Annotated in this window: 16 protein-coding genes; 8 read left to right on the plus strand and 8 right to left on the minus strand. The window is 64.2% G+C overall.

The genetic code is table 11. The features are described 5' to 3' along the window. The first annotated feature begins 161 nt into the window (after positions 1–161). The gene (locus FJ471_RS25715; protein ID WP_140807535.1) at positions 162–1,220 is read left to right on the plus strand and encodes a dipeptidase; all 1,059 of its coding nucleotides are present in this window, start codon (positions 162–164) and stop codon (positions 1,218–1,220) included. 153 nt (positions 1,221–1,373) lie between these two features. On the opposite strand, the gene FJ471_RS25720 is transcribed toward FJ471_RS25715, so the two are convergent. Genes FJ471_RS25720 through FJ471_RS25735 form a run of 4 tightly spaced genes read right to left on the minus strand, consistent with a single transcriptional unit; the run spans position 1,374 to position 6,072 of the window. Then, positions 1,374–1,628: a hypothetical protein gene (locus FJ471_RS25720; RefSeq protein WP_140807536.1), complete on the minus strand. Its 255-nt coding sequence runs from the start codon at positions 1,626–1,628 to the stop codon at positions 1,374–1,376. Position 1,629: 1 nt separating this feature from the next. Then, positions 1,630–2,889, minus strand: coding sequence for an aminomethyltransferase family protein (locus FJ471_RS25725; RefSeq protein ID WP_140807537.1), 1,260 nt, complete (start codon positions 2,887–2,889; stop codon positions 1,630–1,632). 2 nt (positions 2,890–2,891) lie between these two features. Beyond that, on the minus strand, positions 2,892–4,466 hold the full coding sequence (locus FJ471_RS25730) for an NAD(P)/FAD-dependent oxidoreductase (RefSeq protein ID WP_140807538.1): 1,575 nt from the start codon (positions 4,464–4,466) through the stop codon (positions 2,892–2,894). Further along, complete coding sequence (locus FJ471_RS25735; RefSeq protein WP_140807539.1) at positions 4,453–6,072, minus strand: NAD(P)/FAD-dependent oxidoreductase; 1,620 nt, start codon at positions 6,070–6,072, stop codon at positions 4,453–4,455. The genes FJ471_RS25730 and FJ471_RS25735 overlap by 14 nt, the downstream gene beginning before the upstream one ends. 256 nt (positions 6,073–6,328) lie before the next feature. Here FJ471_RS25735 and FJ471_RS25740 point away from each other — a divergent pair, with 256 nt between their 5' ends. The 5 genes from FJ471_RS25740 (at position 6,329) to FJ471_RS25760 (ending at position 11,553) form a co-directional block, all read left to right on the plus strand. Next, a complete protein-coding gene (locus tag FJ471_RS25740; protein ID WP_140807540.1) occupies positions 6,329–7,123 on the plus strand; it encodes a methyltransferase domain-containing protein in 795 nt (264 codons plus the stop codon). A 6-nt stretch (positions 7,124–7,129) separates the two neighbouring features. Next, positions 7,130–7,813 carry a transcriptional regulator BetI gene (gene betI / locus FJ471_RS25745; RefSeq protein ID WP_140807541.1) on the plus strand — a complete coding sequence of 228 codons (684 nt, stop codon included), beginning with the start codon at positions 7,130–7,132 and terminating at the stop codon, positions 7,811–7,813. Positions 7,814–7,894: 81 nt separating this feature from the next. After that, a complete protein-coding gene (locus FJ471_RS25750) occupies positions 7,895–8,977 on the plus strand; it encodes an ABC transporter substrate-binding protein (RefSeq protein WP_140807542.1) in 1,083 nt (360 codons plus the stop codon). 204 nt (positions 8,978–9,181) lie between these two features. Then, a complete protein-coding gene (locus FJ471_RS25755) occupies positions 9,182–10,258 on the plus strand; it encodes an extracellular solute-binding protein (RefSeq protein WP_140807543.1) in 1,077 nt (358 codons plus the stop codon). Then, positions 10,255–11,553: a flavin monoamine oxidase family protein gene (locus FJ471_RS25760; RefSeq protein ID WP_140807544.1), complete on the plus strand. Its 1,299-nt coding sequence runs from the start codon at positions 10,255–10,257 to the stop codon at positions 11,551–11,553. Before FJ471_RS25755 ends, FJ471_RS25760 begins: the two co-directional genes overlap by 4 nt. On the opposite strand, the gene FJ471_RS25765 is transcribed toward FJ471_RS25760, so the two are convergent. From FJ471_RS25765 to FJ471_RS25775, 3 genes are read right to left on the minus strand one after another with little or no spacing between them, the layout of a single operon-like run. Further along, complete coding sequence (locus tag FJ471_RS25765) at positions 11,517–12,590, minus strand: ABC transporter ATP-binding protein (RefSeq protein WP_140807556.1); 1,074 nt, start codon at positions 12,588–12,590, stop codon at positions 11,517–11,519. The two genes, FJ471_RS25760 and FJ471_RS25765, sit on opposite strands and share 37 nt — an antisense overlap. Positions 12,591–12,627: 37 nt before the next feature. Beyond that, positions 12,628–13,449 (minus strand): ABC transporter permease, encoded by an 822-nt coding sequence (locus FJ471_RS25770; protein ID WP_140807545.1) that lies wholly within the window; start codon positions 13,447–13,449, stop codon positions 12,628–12,630. Continuing rightward, positions 13,446–14,363 (minus strand): ABC transporter permease, encoded by a 918-nt coding sequence (locus FJ471_RS25775; protein ID WP_140807546.1) that lies wholly within the window; start codon positions 14,361–14,363, stop codon positions 13,446–13,448. Before FJ471_RS25775 ends, FJ471_RS25770 begins: the two co-directional genes overlap by 4 nt. Positions 14,364–14,757: 394 nt before the next feature. Here FJ471_RS25775 and FJ471_RS25780 point away from each other — a divergent pair, with 394 nt between their 5' ends. Beyond that, on the plus strand, positions 14,758–16,176 hold the full coding sequence (locus FJ471_RS25780) for an aminotransferase (RefSeq protein WP_140807547.1): 1,419 nt from the start codon (positions 14,758–14,760) through the stop codon (positions 16,174–16,176). Between the two features lie 50 nt (positions 16,177–16,226). On the opposite strand, the gene FJ471_RS25785 is transcribed toward FJ471_RS25780, so the two are convergent. Then, positions 16,227–17,429 carry an aromatic ring-hydroxylating dioxygenase subunit alpha gene (locus FJ471_RS25785; RefSeq protein WP_140807548.1) on the minus strand — a complete coding sequence of 401 codons (1,203 nt, stop codon included), beginning with the start codon at positions 17,427–17,429 and terminating at the stop codon, positions 16,227–16,229. Between the two features lie 477 nt (positions 17,430–17,906). Here FJ471_RS25785 and FJ471_RS25790 point away from each other — a divergent pair, with 477 nt between their 5' ends. After that, positions 17,907–18,317 (plus strand): hypothetical protein, encoded by a 411-nt coding sequence (locus FJ471_RS25790; RefSeq protein ID WP_140807549.1) that lies wholly within the window; start codon positions 17,907–17,909, stop codon positions 18,315–18,317. The last annotated feature ends 187 nt before the right edge of the window (positions 18,318–18,504 follow it).

Here is an 18,504-nt window from a genome sequence, read left to right on the forward strand (position 1 = left end):
ATCCGTCTCGGCGCTATCGCGCCGATCCACCTTCTCCCACAAGGGGAGAAGGGAAAGAGCCGGCCTTGGCATTTGCACCGCCCGGTCATCTTGCCTAAGTTGACGGTTCGCTCGGACGAAACCTGTCGTCCCGCCCGTCACCGATTTGAATGGCCCCCCTGATGACCGATACCGACCTGATCCCCGTTTTCGACGGACATAACGACACGCTGCTTCGACTCTACCAGTCGAAGGAAGCCGACGTTGAAAAGCTGTTCATCGAGGGGACACCGGGCGGCCATATCGACCTGCCGCGCGCCAGGAAGGGCGGCTTTGCCGGCGGCATGTTCGCGATCTTTCCGCCGCCGGTCGAGAAGTCGAAGCGCAGCGCCGTGCCGCCAGCGCCAGGCGACAACGAGCCGCTGCCGCCGGAACTGCCGCAGGCGGAGGCGATCACCTCGACCATCGGCATGGCTTCGATCCTGTTTCGGCTGGAGCGCGCGGGCGCGCTCACCGTCTGCCGCAGCGCCGGCGATGTGCGGGACGCGATGGCCAAGGGTTCGATCGCGGCGGTCTTCCACATCGAAGGCGTCGAGGCGATTGATCCCGGGCTTGCCATGCTCGACGTGCTGCATGCCGCCGGCCTGCGCTCGCTGGGCATCGTCTGGAGCCGCCCGAACGCCTTCGGCAATGGCGTGCCGTTCCGCTTCCCATCCTCGCCCGATACGGGGCCTGGCCTCACCGATGCCGGCAAGGCGCTGGTCAAGGCTTGCAACCAGCTCCGGATCATGATCGACCTCTCGCATCTCAACGAGAAGGGTTTTCGCGATGTTGCCGGCTTGAGCGACGCGCCGCTGGTCGCGACCCATTCCAATGTGCATGCGATCTGCGGCCATTCACGCAATTTGACCGATTGGCAGCTCGGCGCGATCCGCGAAACGGGCGGCATGGTCGGCCTCAACTTCGCCACCGGCTTCCTGCGCGAGGATGGCCGCATGAACGCCGACACCAGCATCGACATCATGGTGCGCCACATTGACTCGCTCTTGCAGGCGCTGGGTGAGGACGGCGTGGGTCTCGGCTCCGATTTCGACGGCGCCATGATCCCGGCCCCCATCGGCGACGTCGCCGGACTGCCCAAGCTCATCGACGCGCTCGCGGCGCGCGGTTTCGGGCGCGTGCTGATCGAGAAGATCGCCTATCGGAACTGGTTGAGTGTGCTGGAACGCACGATCGGCTGAGACCCTGCCGATATTCAGGTGATGCCGGCCTGCAAACAGTGGCTCTCTGCGCTTCCGGTGCTCACGTACTTTAAGTACGCTCCGCTCCGGTTATCGAGAGCCGCTGTTTTCGACTCGGCCTGACCTTAATCTCGGCAGGGTCTTGGCGCGCTGTCAGCAGTGGCCCATGCGTTTCAGCCATTCCTTGCCGATGCCGCGATCGCGGATGATCGGCAAGGGATTTTCCGCGTCGAGCCGGGCGCAGATGCGGTAGACCTCCAGCGTCTCGGCGTTCATCTCGCCGCGCTTGAAGAAGAACATGGCCGCCGCGTAGCGGGTGCGGCCGGACCACATCTCGCCGAGCGGCGTGTTGACCAGCTGCCACTGCTCGGTTGCTTCCGTGTCCGGGTCTTCCGCTTCGCCTGCCATCTCAGAAATCCGCCGGCGGGTTGGCGGTGCGACGGTCGAGCTTGATGAAGGGCCGCGGCACCACCTTCGCCTTCTTCATCAGCTTCTGGTACTGCAGCTCGCGCATGGCGTAAATCTCGACCCAGAGGTCGTCGACGATCGTGTCGCCATAGGGCCGCTGCAGCGAGGCGAGCGCGATGTTGCGCTTGGCCATGGGCGACCACATGGCCGCGCTGACCAATCCGACTTCCTGACCCTTCTTGTAGTAGACGATGGCGTGTTCGGCCGGGATATTGCCTTCGATCTCCAGCCCGACCAGCACATGACGGAGTTTCTTCTTCGCGCGCGCTTCGAGGATGGCGCGGCGGCCGTTGAAATGACCCTTGTCCGGATCGATCATGAAGCCGAGGCCGATCTCGTCGGGCATGCGCAGGCGATCGGTGCGGATGGCGTGCTCGGAGGTGGTGAAGTCGGCATTGGCGACGATCAGCCCGGCTTCCAGCCGAGCGCGGTTCAGCGCAGTATAGCCGATGGCGCGGATGCCGCGCAGCTCACCCGCCGCCATCAGCCGGTCCCACAGGCTGAGCGCCTTGTCCGCAGGCACGAACAATTCATAGCCGAGATCGCCGGTGAAGCCGGTGCGCGAGATCGTGACGGTCGCGCCGTCATGCGCGAATTCGGCGAGGTCGAAGACCTTGAGCCGCTCGACGCCGGCAAAGCCCGCGTCGCGCAGGATGGCGAAGGAGGTCGGGCCTTGCAGCGCCAGCCCGGCAACCGCTTCGGTTTCTTCCTCGACTCTGACGTCATACCGAAAAGCGCTGTCCAGCAGCCAGGGCAGATGCCGCTCCTGAGAGCACAGCCGGAAGCGTGTCGGCGAGAGCCGGAACAAGGTGCCGTCGTCGAGGACGAAGCCTTCGTCGTCGCACCAGGCGGTGTAGTGGACGCGGCCGGGCTTCAGTCTGGTCACGTCGCGCAGCGTGACGCGGTCGAGATAGGCTTCGGCGTCCGGACCCTCGATCCGGTACTTCGTCATCGGCGAGATGTCGAACAGCGCCGCCTGGCTGCGGATGGCGAAATATTCGAGCTCCTCGTCCCACAGCGAATGCGGCGCGCGGTAGCCGGCCCAGCTGTACCAATCCTGCTTCAGCCCCAGAGCGTCGATGCGCGGCTGGAATGGCGTGCCGAGCCGCAGCGTGCGGAAGTGGGATTGGGCCGCGCTGCGTGCTTCGAGCGCGGTGTCGATTTCGGTGTCGACGGGCTTCTTCCTGGTTGCCTGTGCCATGGTCATGCCCTCATCGCGATGATGCGGCGCGCGGCGTTGAGGCCGGGGGCGCCGGAGATGCCGCCACCTGGATGCGAGCCGGCGCCGGCCAGGAACAGTCCTTCGAGCGGCGTGTCGTAGCCCGACCAGCCGGAGACCGGGCGCGATATCAGCATCTGGTCGGCCTGCAATTCGCCATGGTGCCAATGGCCACCGGGCATGCGGTAGCGCGCCTCGATGTCGGCCGGGGTCAGAAGCTCGGCATGGCGCACCGTCGCGCCGATGCCGGGCGCATAGGCTTCGAGCTGCGCCATGATCGCCCTCAGGAATTGCGGCTTGCCGGCGGCCCAGCCCTCTTTCAATGCATAGGGCGCGTATTGCACCACCGCCGACAGCACGCAGGCGCCGGAAGGGGCAAGCGAGGAATCGGCGAGGCTGGGCAGCGTGATCTCCATCACCGGCTCGGGCGAGAACTCGCCATATTTCGACGGGTTGAAGGCGCGCTCGACATGGTCGGGCGACGGTGCGATGACGAGGCGGCCCTTGTGGCCGGCGGCGTCGACGCCTGAAAATTGCGGTGGCCGGTCGAGGGCCAAATGAAGCTTCGCCGCATCGCCCTTCATGCGGATGTTCTTCACCTTGCGCACAAAGCCGGTATCGACCTCGCGCGGGCCGACCAGGTCGAGGATCGTGGTCGCCGGGTTGATGGCGGAAACAACGGTCCTGGCGCGTAGCGTCTCGCCTTTCTGCGTGATGACGCCGACGGCGCGCCCTTTTTCGACGATCACCTTGGCGACCGGCGACGCTGGGCGGATCGAAACGCCTGCTTTCTCGGCCGCCGAGCGGATGGCGGCGACGACGGCGCCCATGCCGCCTTTCGGCTGTATCTGCGCGCCTGCAAGGCCGCCGATCTCGCCGGCAAGCCGATAGTAGAGGCCGAGCAGCGAGGTCGGCGAGCGCGGGCCGAGATGCGAACCGAGTGTGGCGTCGAAGGCGAGCAGACCCTTCAGCCGGTCGTCCGAAAGCTGCTCGTCGAGCAGATCGTAGACGTTCATCAAAAGCACGCGCAGGAAGTCGCGCATGTCTTCCTTGCCGAGCCTTTTCAGCGCCAGCGCGGTCTGGCCGAGCCCGGTCATTTCGGCGAGCGACATGTCGCCAAGATTCGGCGGCCGGCGCGACAGGAATGGTTTCAGGACGCCGGCATAGCGCAGCGATTGCGCGCGCAGCTCCTTCCAGGCGGATTGCTCCGAGGTGCTGGCGCCGGTCAGCACCTCGCCATAGGCGCCGTGCAGCGTGAGCGGACCGTCCTTCGACAGCGCCACCGACGGCACGAAATCGCCGCGCTCGACCGTCAGCCCGTGCCGCTCCAGCTCCAGCGTCTTCATCACGTCGGGGTGCAGACGGTTGAGCAGATGGGCGACCGCCGAAACGCGGAAGCCCGGCGTGAATTCCTCGGTGCGCGCGGCGCCGCCGACCTCGTTGCCGGCCTCGAGCAGCACCGCCTTGCGCCCGGCCTTCGCCAGCGTGGCGGCGGCGACGAGGCCGTTATGGCCGCCGCCGATGACGATGGCGTCCCAGTTCAAATCAGATGACGTCATGGGCCGGGCTCATGTGCAGGGTTGGCTTGGCGAGGTCGCGCAGGATCTCGGCGGCGGCGTTGCGTCCGGGCGCGCCCATGACGCCGCCGCCCGGATGGGTGGAGGAGCCGCACATATAGAGTCCGCCGACCGGCGAGCGATATTGCGCGTAGCCCGGCACCGGGCGGTTGAAGAGCAGCTGGTCGAAGGTGAGCTCGCCCTGGAAGATGTTGCCTTCGGTAAGGCCGACCTCGGCCTCGATCTCACGCGGCGTGCGCACCTCCATGTGGACGATGCGGTCGCGGAAGCCGGGCGAGTATTCGGCGATCTGCGCAATCACGCTTTCGGCGAAGCCGTCACGGTCGGCGTCGGTCCAGTCGCGCCCGTTTATCTTGGGCGGCGCATACTGCACGAAGCAGCTCATGAAGTGCTTGCCCGGCGGCGCCATGGTCGGATCGAGCGTGGTCGGGATCATCATGTCGAGGAAGGGATCGGCCGACCAGCGCCCGGCCTTCCAGTCATCGTAGCCGCGCTCCATGCGCCCGATGGAATCAGTGAAATGCATGTCGGCGCGATAGACCGGCGAATCTTTCGGCAGAGCCGGAAATTCCGGCAGGGAGTCCAGCGCAATGTTGACCTTGCCGGATGAGCCGCGAATTTTGAAATTCCGCACACGCCGCAGGAAAATGTCGGGCAGTTCCTTCTCCTCGACCAGCTTCAGGAAGGTGCGCTTGACGTCGGCATTGGAGATGACGAGCTTGCCGTAGATCTCCTCGCCGCCGGCAAGCACCACACCTTTGGCGTTGCCGTTCTTGATCAGCACATGGTCGACCTCGGCGCCGGTGCGGATGGTGCCGCCGCTGGCCTTGAAGGAGGCGGCCAGCGCCCTGGTGACGGCGCCCATGCCGCCGCGCGCATAGCCCCAGGCGCCGACCGAGCCGTCGACCTCGCCCATATAATGGTGCAGCAGCACATAGGCGGTGCCGGGCGACATCGGCCCCAGCGCGGTGCCGATGATGCCCGACAGCGCGAAATTCGCCTTGATAACGTCGGTCTCGAAATACTCGTCGAGGAAGTCCGAGATCGACATCGTCCAGAAGCGCAGGGTCAGCGCCATCTCTTCAGCCGAGAGCCCGGCGAATTTCTTGCCGAGATAGAGCAACTCGCCGAGGTCGCGCGGCTTGAAGCTGGTCGGGTCGGGCGCGGTGCGCATCAAGAGCGGCTGGATGAAGCGGCACTGCCTGGTGACGTCGCGCGAATAGCGGTCATAGGCCTCGGCATCACGCTTCGAGAAGCGGGCGAACTCGCGGCGATGCGCGTCGTGGTCGCGGTAGTTGGCAAGGTAGTCGCCGTCGCGGGTGAACACCGCGCCGCCCTCGTAGGAGATCACCTGCAGGCCGAAACGCGGCAGCTCGAGATCGCGCATGATCTCGGGCCGGAACAGCGAGCAGACATAGGAGCAGTTGGAGTAGAGGAAGCCCGGCGTCAGCTCGCGGCTGGTGGCCGCGCCGCCGACCCAGTCGTTCTTCTCGACCACCAGCACATCCAGCCCGGCGCGCTGCAGATAGCAGGCATTGACCAGCCCGTTGTGACCGCCGCCAATGACGATCGCGTCCCATGCCTTCATACGCGCTCACCCTCCATCCGGCCGCCCTATCTTGTTGTTTTCTCGCAATTCCGGACGGAAAACCGCTTCACACTTTTCCTGGAATTGCTCCGTGCGATTTGTTCCCTGGTCAGTCGAATTTGGCACGGATCACAGTTTTTTGTCCAGCCATATTGAATGAATGTTCAACAAATGGTGTTGCGTTTTCCTGTTGATGCGCTAGGCTTTGCCAGCATTTCTGGACTGATCCACATCGGCATTTGGGGTTGAAGATCCGATGATCGCGACGGCTGACGCCGAGCCGGAATATGACGACACCGCCATTCGCTTCCTCGAAGCGCTGTGGGGCGAGGGCTACCTGTCGCCGGGCGGTCCGGACGAGGTCGACTGCGTGGTCGAAGGCCTCTCGCTCAAGGGCAAGACGATCCTCGATATCGGCTGCGGCGCCGGCGGCATCACGCTGCATCTGGTGGCAAAGCACGGTGCGGCTCGAGCCACCGGTTTCGATGTCGAGAAGCCGGTGATCGAAACGGCGAGGCGAGGGGCGATCAGGCAAGGTCTTGAGGACCGCGTCAGCTTCGTCCAGGCGCCGCCGGGGCCGCTGCCTTTCACGAACGCGTCCTTCGACGTCGTCTTCTCCAAGGACGCGCTGCTGCACGTGCCGGACAAGGACGCGCTGTTCGCCGAAATCTTCCGTGTGCTGAAGCCGGGCGGAGTGTTTGCGGCGTCGAACTGGATGATCGGGCATGACGGCGAGCCGTCGCCTGAGATGAAGGCCTATGTCGCGGCCGAAGGGCTCTCCTTCGCCATGGCCTCGCCGGCGCGCTATGCGGAAGCGATGCGGAGGGCCGGCTTCACCGACATCACGGTGCGCGACCGCAATCCATGGTACCGCGAGGTCGCGCGGGAGGAACTGGCGCGGCTCAAGGGGCCGCTTTACGCGCAGGCTGCCGTGGCGGTCGGCGCGGCCTATGTCGACAAGAATATCAAGACCTGGGAGGCGATGCAGAAGGTGCTTGACAGTGGCGAGCACCGTCCCACTCATCTGCGCGGTTGGAAGCCGGTTGGATAGCCGGCGATGCTGGAGACCGTCACACCCATGAAGACTGAGGCGAGCGATGCTCTCTCCGAAACGGCGCAAAAAGGCGATGCCGAAAGACGCGGTCGCAAGGCCTCGAAAGAGGTCAGGCAGCTGCAGCTGATCGAGGCCACGATCGATTCCCTCGCCAAGCGCGGGTATGCCGAAACGACGATGGCCGATGTCGCGGATGGCGCGGGCCTCTCGCGCGGCATCGTCAACTTCCACTTCGAGAGCAAGGAAAAGCTGCTCATCGCCACGCTGCAGCACATGTATGACGAGTACTCGGCGCATTGGCGCACGGCCTTGCAGAAGGCGGGCGACGATCCGGCGCGACAGCTGCAGCATCTGGTGTGGGCCGATTTCGACCGCTCGATCTGCAACAAGCGCAAGCTTGCCGCCTGGCTCGCCTTCTGGGGCGAGGCCAAGTCGCGGCCGACCTACCAGGCGCTGAGCAGCTCGCGCGACGCCTATTACCAGCAGGTCTTCATCGACCTATGCACGACGCTCAAACAGAGCGGCGGCTACGCCTATGATCCCCAGGTCATCGCGCTGGCGCTCAGCGCCATGCTCGAGGGCCTGTGGCTGCGGCTGATGATGGGGACGGAGGACACGACCCGCGAAACCGCGCTGCAGTCGGCCAACGCATTTTTGGCCTCTGCCTTCCCGAAACACTATGACTAGCGAGAACTGGGGCTAGCAAAAGCCAGGCTTAGCAACAGCCGGCCAAACAAGACCGGCAAAACCAAAAGAGGATGGAACAGCATGAAGAAACTCAGCCGACGCCTGACATTGACCCTGGCGCTTGGCAGCGCGCTCGCCGCCTCGGCGGCGGCGTTCGCCGTCGCCGCCGACAAGGACCTGATCGTGTTCGACTGGTCCGGCTACGAGGATCCGAGCTTTCATCCGAAATATGTCGAGAAGAACGGCGACTCGCCGACCTTCGCCTTCTTCGGCGACGAGGACGAGGCCTTCGAAAAGATCCGTTCCGGCTTCAAGTCCGATATCGGCCATCCCTGTTCGCAGAGCGTGGTGAAGTGGCGCGAGGCGGGACTGCTGCAGCCGCTCGACACGTCGAAGATCACCGGCTGGAAGGATCTCAATCCCGGCATCATGGCGATGAAGGATCTCGCCACGACGTCCGACGGCAAGGCCTGGTTCATGCCGTGGGATTGGGGCGATACGCAGCTCACCTACAATTCCGACAAGATCGCCGAAAAGGACGTGCAGTCGCTGAAGGTGTTCGCCGATCCGAAATACAAGGGCAGGGTCTCGATCGGCGACAATGTCGACGACGCCTACGCGCTGGCCAGCCTTGCCATCGGGCTCAAGGACTGGACCAAGATGACGGACGAGCAATTCAAGCAGGCGTCGGACTTCCTGCGCCAGGTGCACAAGAATGTGCGCTCCTACTGGACCGACACCACTGACATCGTCCAGCTTTTGAGCGGCGGCGAAGTCGATCTCGCCTGGGCCTGGAACGATGCGACGGTGCAGTCGGTCAAGGCCGGCGTGCCGATCAAGTCCAAGAAGGACACCGACGAGGGCATCTCGACCTGGGTGTGCGGTTACGTGCTGTTCAAGGACGCGCCCGGCAACGTCGACAAGGCCTATGATTACCTCAACGCCGTCAACGATCCCGAAGTCGCCAAGACGCTGGTCAAGGACTGGGGCTATGGCCAGGCCAATGCCAAGGGCATGGCTGGCGTCGACCCGGCGATCCTGAAGGAAAAGGGCTACGACAATGTCGAGAAGTTCGTCGACAAGACGCTGTTCCAGCAGCCGCTGCCTTCGGACCTCAAGCTGAAGATGATCGCCGAGTTCGAGAAGATCAAAGCCGGCTATTAGGCCGAATTTTAGCGGCACGCCCACTTGCAAAGCAGAGCAAGGTAAGCGGGCTCGCCAAAGCCCGGGAATTCTCCTCCAGCGCCCCAGGGGCGCTGGAGGATTTCCTACCTGGCGCATGCTTCCCTTCCGAAAACCGAGTTCCGGTTTTCGAGGTCATGCGCTAACCTCCCTCGATATGTTCGCGATGGGGGAGTTTCTCGCGCCATGAAAACCATGCTTCGCCGCCTTGTTCTTGCCGCCGTCGTCACTGTTGGCGCGGGCTCCGCCCATGCGCTTGCCGAAGGTGGCGGCGACCTCGTCGTCTTCGACTGGTCCGGCTACGAGGATCCGCTGCTGCACCCCGCCTATGCCGCCAAATATGGCGCCGAGCCGACCTTCTCCTTCTTCGGCGACGAGGACGAGGCCTTCGAGAAGATGCGCGCCGGCTTCAAGGCCGATGTCGCGCATCCCTGCTCGCAAAGCGTGGTGAAGTGGCGCGAAGCCGGCCTCTTGCAGCCGCTCGACACCTCGAAGATCGCCGGCTGGAAGGACCTCAATCCAGGCATTATGGCGATGAAGGATCTCGCCACCACCGCCGATGGCAAGGCCTGGTTCATGCCTTTCGACTGGGGCAACACCTCATTGCTCTACCGCACCGACAGGGTGACGGCGGACGAGGCACAGTCGCTGAAGATCTTCGCCGATCCGAAATTCAAGGGCCGCGTCACCATCGGCGACAATGTCGACGACGCCTATGCGCTGGCGAGCCTGGTCATAGGCCTGAAGGACTGGACCAAGATGACGGACGAGCAATTCAGCCAAGCCTCCGCCTTCCTGCGCGACGTGCACAAGAACATCCGCTTCTACTGGACCGACGACACCGATCTCAACCAGGCTTTCACGGGCAACGAGGTCGACCTGGTCTGGGGCTGGAACGAGACCTATGTGACGTTGAAAGGGCAGGGCATGCCGATCGCCATGAACCGCGACACCAAGGAAGGCATCTCGACCTGGGTGTGCGGCTATGTGCTGATGAAGGACGCGCCGGGCGAGCTCGATCAGGCCTATGATTTCCTCAACGCCGTCAACGCGCCGGATGTTTCGGAGTATATGGTGAAGACCTTCGGCTACGGTCACGGCAACAGCGCGGGCATGGCGGCGATGGACCAGAAGCTGCTCACCGAACGCGGCTTCGACAATCTCGACAAGTTCCTCGACAAGACGCTGTTCCAGCAGCCGGTGGCGCCGGACCTCAAGCAGCGCATGGTCGCCGAGTTCGAGAAGATCAAGGCCGGCTATTGAGCAATGTCATCGAAAAGACCGACGTCGTCATCGTCGGCGCCGGCTTCACCGGCCTGTCCGCCGCGCTCGACCTTCAGCGCGCCGGCATCGACTTCCTTGTCCTCGAGGCACGCGACCGCGTCGGCGGGCGCGTGGAAGCCAGGCCAAACGGGCTTGGCGAGCTGATCGACAGCGGCGGCCAGTTCCTGTGCCAGGACATGCCCGAGCTGATAGCGCTGGCCAAGGCGCGCGGCAAGACCTTCGTCGAAACCTATGTCGAGGGCGAGTTCATCACCCATCCTTCGATGTCGGTCGAGGAAGCCGAGCGGACCTACCAGGTCGCGATGGCGATCCGCGAGCGCATGAACCGCATCGAGCCGGACGATCCGTCGATCGCCGGGCTGACCGTCGCGGCATGGCTCGACCGGCAGAGGGATACGGCCGACGCCAAGGCGGCCTTCCGGTCTATGATCGAGGGCCTGTGGTGCCTGGCGCTGGACAAGGTGCCGCTGTGGTACCTGATCGATAATGATCGCCGCATCACCAACGAGGTGTTCGAGCTGCAATATTTCCTGCGCGAGACCATGCAGTCGCTGGCCGACGATCTGGCGCGAGATCTTGGCGATCGGCTGCGGCTCGGCGAAGCCGCGACACGGATCGAGCGCGGGCGGCAGGGCGTCCGCGTCGTCTCGGCCGGCGGCGTCATCGAGGCGGGCGCGGCGCTGGTCGCCTTGCCGCCGGCGATGGCCGCGAAGCTCGACTTCGCCCCTGCCCTGCCGCCGGCGCTCGCAAGCGCGCTCGGCGTCTGGGAAAGCGGCGCGGTGATCAAGATCCTGGTGCGCTATGCCAGCCCGTTCTGGCGCGAGCGGGACCTGTGCGGCATGGTCATGTGGCGCGACCAGCCGGGGCTGTTCGCCTGCGACGCCAGCACGGACGCCGATCATGCCGCGCTTGTCGTGTTTGTCGGCGGGCCGCTGGCGCTGCGCTGGCACCCGCTCGGCGCGGCGGCGTTGCGCGCGGAAGTCACGGCGCGGCTTGTCGAGGCGCTCGGGCCGCGGGCCGCCGACGTCGTCGATTTCAGCGCGCGCGACTGGACGCATGACCGCTGGAGCGGCGGCGCCTATAGCGACCTCATCGTCGATGTGACGGCGCGCGATGCCGAGCGCGTCATCCTCGCCGGCGCGCCGCCCGTCTATTTCGCTGCTTCGGAAGTGTCGCCGTCTTTCCCCGGTTATGTCGAAGGCGCGATCGTCGCTGGCCGCATCGCGGCCGGCAAGATTCAGTCGGCCATCGCCACCAGCGCCTCCGGGTCGTAGCCGAGACGGATCGAGGTGCCGACCGGGATGTCGTCGGCACCGAAATCGTTGGTCTCGGTCACCGAGAGCGGCTTTTCGAGCCCCGGTATCTCGACGATCAGATGCGTGATCTCGCCGAAATAGTGGCGCTCGACGACCTTGCCGGCGACTTCGAATTTCGCCGTCGCATTGTCCCATAACACGCGCAGGCGCTCCGGGCGGATGCCAAGTGTCGCATTGCCACCATTGCGCACGAAGGCCTTCGGCTTGTCCGTCTTGACGCGGCCGAAACCCAGCGTGTCGAGCACCAGCGAGGCGCCGTTCTCCTCGACGATCTCGGCCTTGACGAAGTTCATGCCACCGAGGAAGTCGGCGACCTGGCGGTTGACGGGGCGCTGGTAGATCTCCTTCGGCGAAGCGACCTGCGCGATGCGGCCGCCGAACATCACGGCGATGCGGTCCGACATTGCCAAGGCCTCGTACTGGTCGTGGGTAACCAGCACGAAGGTGATGCCGACAGCCTGCTGCAGGCGGCGCAGCTCGACCTGCATCTGCTCGCGCAGCTTCTTGTCCAGCGCCGAAAGCGGCTCGTCGAGCAGCAGCACCTTGGGTCGCATGACCAGCGCGCGGGCTAAGGCCACGCGCTGGCGCTGGCCCCCGGAAAGCTCGGTGGCGCGGCGTTTGCCGAGGCCGGTCAGGGATACTTGCGCCAGCGCTTCCTCGACGCGACGCTTCTCCTCACCGGCGTCGAGCCTCAGCCGCCTCAGCCCGTAGGCGACATTCTGCTCGACATTGAGATGCGGGAAGATCGCGTAGCTCTGGAAGACCATGTTGGTCGGCCGGCGGTTGGCGGGGATGCCGTCCATCGGCTGGCCGTCGACGGCTATCGAGCCGCTGGTCGGCGTGTCGAAGCCGGCGATCATGCGCAAGAGTGTGGTCTTGCCGCAGCCGGAAGGCCCGAGCAGGGAGAAGAACTCGCCCTCCCTGATCGAGAGCGAGGCATTGTCCAGCGCCTTGAAGGCGCCGTAGCTGCGCGTGACGTCGCGGATCTCGATCATGGTGCGATCGGGTTGCGTGCGCTCGGATTGGATCCGCTCAAGCATAGAGGCCTCCCTCGTTCTGGGTGCGTCTCGCCGCGCGGCGGCGCAGGATTTCGGCGACGGTCATCAGCAGGAAGGACGCAAAAAGCAGCAAGGTGCCGAGCGCCAGCACGCCGGGAAGCTTGGCCGCGAAACGCAGCTGGCCCCAGATGTAGATCGGCAGCGTCGCCTCGGTGCCGGTGAGGAAGAAGGCGATGATGAATTCGTCGAGCGAGATGGTGAAGCAGACGAGCAGGCTGGAGATGATCGCCGGCGCGACCATCGGCAGCGTCACGCGCCGGAAGGTGCCGAAGGCGCTCTCGCCGAGATCGGCGGAAGCCTCCTCCAGGCTGCGGTCGAAACCTTCGAAGCCGGAGGTCAGCACGGTCATCGAATAGGGGATGCAGACGAGCACATGGCCGAGCACGACGGTGAACAGCGACAGGCTCAGGCCCAGCTGCAGCATGACCAGCAGCATCGAGATGGCGACGATCACCTCCGGCAGCACCAGCGGCGCCATGATCAGCCCGTTGATGGGGCGGCGGCCCGGGTAACGGTAGCGGGTGATCGAGCGGGCGGCGAGGATGCCCAGCACCGTCGACAGGATCGCGGCGGAGACGCCGACGATCAGGCTGTTCCAGGTGGCGTCGATCAGCGCCGGCGTGCGGGGCAGGTCCTCGTACCAATGCAGCGTGACGCCTGAGAGCGGGAATTTCGGCGTCGCCGCCGTGTTGATCGAGAAGATCGGCAGGAAGATCACCGGCAGATAAAGGAACAGCAGATAGAGGACGGCGTAGCTCGAGAGCCAGCCGGGCAGGAAACGTCTTATCGCCGTCATCGTGCCAGCCTCTGCAGGGCGCGGAAGACCAGCACAGTGGCGCCGGCCATCAGCGAGACGATGATCATGGTGGTGACGGAGAGCGCGGCCCCCAGCGGCCAGTTCGACGCCTTGCCGAATTGCGCCTGGATGGCGTTGGCGATCATGACGCCGTCCTTGCCGCCGACGAGTTTCGGCGTGACATAGTCGCCGACGGTCGGGATCATGACGATCAGCGCGGCCGAGATGACGCCGGGCGCCGACAAGGGCAGGGTGACGCGCAGGAAGGAGCGCAGCGGCCCGTCGCCGAGATCGGTCGCCGCTTCCACCAGGGTGCGGTCGACCTTCTCCAGCGAAACGAAGATCGGCAGGATGGCGAAGGTCGCCCAGGCATGGGTCAACGTGATGATGACGGCGGTGGAATTGTAGAGCAGCGCGTCCGACGGCTCTTGAATGATGCCGAGGCCCATCAGGCCGGAATTGAGCACGCCATTATAGCCGAGGATCACCTTCCACGACATCACGCGCAGCAGGTAGCTGGTCCAGAACGGGATGGTGATGAGGAACAGCCACAGGCTCTTGTGCCGGCCGCCATGGAAGGAAATGAAATAGGCGATCGGGTAGGCAAGCGCCACCGTCAGCAGGCTGACCGTCAGCGAGATGTAGAGCGAGCGCCAGAGCAGGTCGCGGTAGATCGGCTCGGTCAGCGCGATCCGGTAGTTCTCCAGCGTGAATGTGTGGTCGATGGTGAGATAGTTCTGCGTCCAGAAGGAATGCGCGATGACGACCAGGATCGGCAGGACGAGGAGAATGAGGGCGTAAACGAAGGTGGGACTGATCAGGGCAAAACCCTGGGCGGCTTCCGATTGCAGAAGGGGACTTCGTCTCGATCCCGCCACGCGCAGCGGGGGCGACCCTTCCGCCGCCGCCGTCATTGCAGCGCTCCGGGCGTGATTTCAGTAGCTGGCTCGGACTGTCCCGCCATGCGGCCTTCCCATTCGCTAGACCAGGATAACGTTCCGTTGGATCGTTATCCTGGCCTAACTCCTCGTTGAAGCATGATCTTATCCGAAAACCGGTTCCCACTTTTCGGGATCATGCCTTGGCGCCGGCCGCCTGTTCCCGATTTATGCTCGGAGCGCGATCGCTCCCTGGCTTGCCGACTTTCTTTCATCATGAGCGCATCCGCCGATTGAAATCAAGCGCTATTTCTGCGATATTGATTGAACGGATATTCAAAATGAAGTGATGAAAAGCCGAATTTCCATGGTTTTCAACGTCATTTGATGCCCGGCAAAAATTCGATAACCCTGGCGATGCGAGGCGAAAATGGCGGCTCAAAGCAAGATCAAGGCAAACGAACTCATCGAGCCCGGCGACGACGACGCGGTCGAGCTCGCCAAGCGCCATCTCGTGCAGCCCTGGCCCTATGCCGGCTCGGTCGGCAACGAGGCCCGTGCGCTGATCGGCGAAGGCAACGGCATCTACATCACCGACGGCTCCGGCAAGCGCCTGATCGACGGCCCGGCCGGCATGTGGTGCATCAATGTCGGCCATCGCCGCGAGGAGCTGGCCAAGGTCATGTACGACCAGGCGATGGCGCTGTCCTACAACACGCCTTGGTATACGATGAACGCCCCCTCGGCCGAGCTTGCCAAGCGCATCGCCGATGTGGCCCCTGGCGACCTCAGCCATACCTTCTTCACAACCGGCGGCTCGTCGGCGGTGGAGACGGCGCTGCGCTTCATGCAGTTCTACAACAATGTGCGCGGCCGGCCGGAGAAGAAGCTGATCCTCAGCCGCGGCGGCGCTTATCACGGCTCGACCTATCTGTCGGCCTCGCTCAACGGCCGGCCGCGCGACCGCGACTGGATGGACGGCGCCGACGAGCTGGTGGTGAAGCTGTCCTCGCCCGATCCCTTCCGGCGCCCGAAAGGCACGGATGTCGCCGCCTTCACCGATTTCCTGGTCGACCAGTTCCGCGACACCGTCGCGCGCGTCGGCGCGGAGCGCATCGGCGCCTTTGTCGGCGAACCGGTGCAGGCGTCCGGCGGCGTCATCGTGCCGCCGGACGGGTATCTGAAGCGCATCCGCGAGATCTGCCGCGAGAACGATATCCTCTATGTCTCGGACGAGGTGGTGACCGGCTTCGGGCGGCTCGGCCATGTCTTTGCCTCCGGCGACGTGTTCGGCATCGATCCGGACATGATCACTTTCGCCAAGGGCGTGACGTCAGGCTATTTCCCGCTCGGCGGCGTGATCATCTCCGAGCGGCTGCTGGAAGAGCTGCGCCGCTCCAACCACCCGGATGCGCTGTTCGGCCATGGGCTGACCTACACCAGCCATCCGATCGGCTGCGCGGTGGCGCTGAAGAATCTCGACCTGCTGGAAGAGGGCGTGCTTGCCCACACGCGCGAGATCGCGCCCTATTTCCAGGCGCAGCTGAAGACGCTGGAAGAGCTGCCGCTGGTCGGCGAGGTGCGCGGCCTCGGCCTGATGGCTTGCGTCGAATGCGTCGCCGATCGCGAAAGCAAGGATCCGCTGCAGCTCGACAAGGATGTCGGAAAACGCATCGACGCGCATTGCCACGAGCTCGGCCTTCTGGTGCGGCCGTTGATCAACATGTGCGTGATGTCGCCGCCGCTGATCATCAGCCGCGAGCAGGTCGACGACATGGTGGCGATCCTGCGCGAAGGGATTTCGCGCACGATGGATGATTTGAGGAAGGAAGGGGTGTGGCGCGGGTGATCAGCTAATCTCCCCCACAAGGGGGAGATTAGCAGCTTCAGCGCCTCGCTCTAACCCCTCGACCGCAGCGCGTCGTTCAATCCCCACATGTCCTTTTCCTCGGGCGCCGTCTCGAGATTCAGCACCGGCACCTGCTTGCGCAGATGGTCGTGGTGGGTGCGCACGCCGTATTCGAGGTCGGAGAGATAGAAGCCCTCGAAAGCTTCCGACAGCATGGATTCGTTCGACCACACGGAAAGCTGCACGTCCTCGTTCATCGTGTCGCGGTCGATGCGATAGGCGAGGTAGCGCGCCGCCGCCTGTTCCCTGGTCTCGTCCTTGTAGCGGTAGATCGCGCCGCGCAGCAGCGTCTCGCCGGTCGACAGCGGGAACTCCTGATAGAACTGGACGGATTCCGGCATGATCGACAGCGCGTTGTTGGGGAAGATGCCGTAATAGATCCAGGCCTTGCGCAGATGCTCGGGCAGGTGGGTCGGCTCGGGCGAGAGCTTGATATACTGGTTGACGCTCCAGCGCCGTCCGGCATGCGGATTGTAGGTCGCGAAGGAGCGCGACACGCCGTTGATGAAGGGCTCGTCGAAATAGGTCGCGCCATAGAGGTCCTGCAGCGCCGGATGGGCCATGGCGACGTGATAGCCTTCGTTGTCGACGTCGCGCACCGACTTCCAGTTGACCGGCGATTTCTGTGTCCAGATCCCCCAGGACGGCACCATGTCGGCGACATTGTAATGCGCCATCTCGGCTTCGATCGGCCTCAAGAGCTCGGCCACCGAAGGCTGCGGACCGCCCTTGCGGAAGCGGATGAAGATGAAGCCCATCCAGATTTCGAGGTCGAGCGGCATCAGGCCGAACTCGGTCTTGTCGAGCTCGGGGAAGGAGAGCGGACGGGCGGCGCCGCGCAGCGTGCCGTCGAGATTGTAGACCCAGCCGTGGAATGGGCAGACCAGCGCGTTCTTGCAGGTGCCCTGGCTGTCGGCGACGACGCGGCTGCCGCGGTGGCGGCACATGTTGTTGAAGGCGCGCACGACGCCGTCCTTGCCGCGCACGATCAGCGCGCGTTCGCCGATGACATCCATGGTCAGATAGTCGCCGGTGTTAGGCACGTCGGAGACATGGCCGGCGATCTGCCAGTGATTGCGGAAGACGTGTTCCTTCTCGAGCTCGAGAAGGGCGTTGGAATGGTAGCTCCACCCCGGCAAACCCCGCCGGTCCCAATCGTTGGGGATCGCCACGTCACGGAGGTGCGGGTTCATGGGCATGCTCTTCTTTTTGTTGAATACTCATTCAATATACGCATATTTTTCATTGAAATGCAATGGCTTGCGGAAATATGGAAGTTCCGTGGCGGCGAGTCCGACTTCGCCTGAGCCGGAAAAATCCCGGAAAATCCGGGTCTTAACCGAGGAAGCGGAACAGCGATTCCGAGCGCTGAAGACTGCCTCGAAGAGAGCATGTCTCGATTGATGTCGAGCGTGCGGCAGACGGCGGTGGCTGGTTCTGTTCAGGTACTGCTGTGTGAGGCTGCTTACAGTCAGCCGGGCGCGACAGGCGCACATCTGCGCCGACCGCTTCAATGGCCGGCCGAATGGTTGCCGCGGATTGGGATGCTGCCGCGTCCAGCGTCTGTTTCAATCCTGTTACACAGGCAACCACCGCCGATCATCCGGCCGTTACCTGGTGCGATTATGTTCGTTTCATAGCAAAAAAGAAAGATAACGAAGGGAACAACGATGTTTGCGAAAGCTCGCGCCGCCGACGCCAATCGCCGCCTTGATGGGCCGGAACGCAATGATCGCCGGCCGAAGCTGGCGCTGCGCCAGCGCGCCAGCGACCATCCGATGGCGATGTTCATGCTGATCGGCGCCTGCGCCTTTGTCGGCATGCTGGCGGCACCTGCTTCAGGCCCGGCTTTCGCTTCTGTCAATCCGCCGGCCAATGTCGTCGAGGGCGCGCAGACCACGCTCAAGACCGCCCGCCTGCCGGAACCCTCGATCGACTTTGCCTGCAAGGGCCAGAACTGGGGCGCCGAGAGCGTCGACTGCCTGCGCGCCATCGCCGAGCAGTCCGGCCAGCACCGGGAGCGTGCGATACGCATGATCGCCAACGCGGCGCCGCTCGCCAACACGCCGAACGTTTTTTAAGACCTCCCCTGAGCGCACCCTCCTGCGCTCCAGTCAGGCTCCCGCCGCTAAAGTCGGTCGGGAGCCTCTTTTTTTGGGGTCTATCCATATTCAGGTGAGGCCGGTCTGCAAATGGCGGCTTCCTTCGCTCCGGTGCTCGCGTACTTCAAGTACGCTCCGCTCCGGTGCTCGGAACCCGCCATTCTCG

This window comes from Mesorhizobium sp. B2-7-1 (assembly GCF_006440735.1).
Taxonomy (GTDB): domain Bacteria; phylum Pseudomonadota; class Alphaproteobacteria; order Rhizobiales; family Rhizobiaceae; genus Mesorhizobium.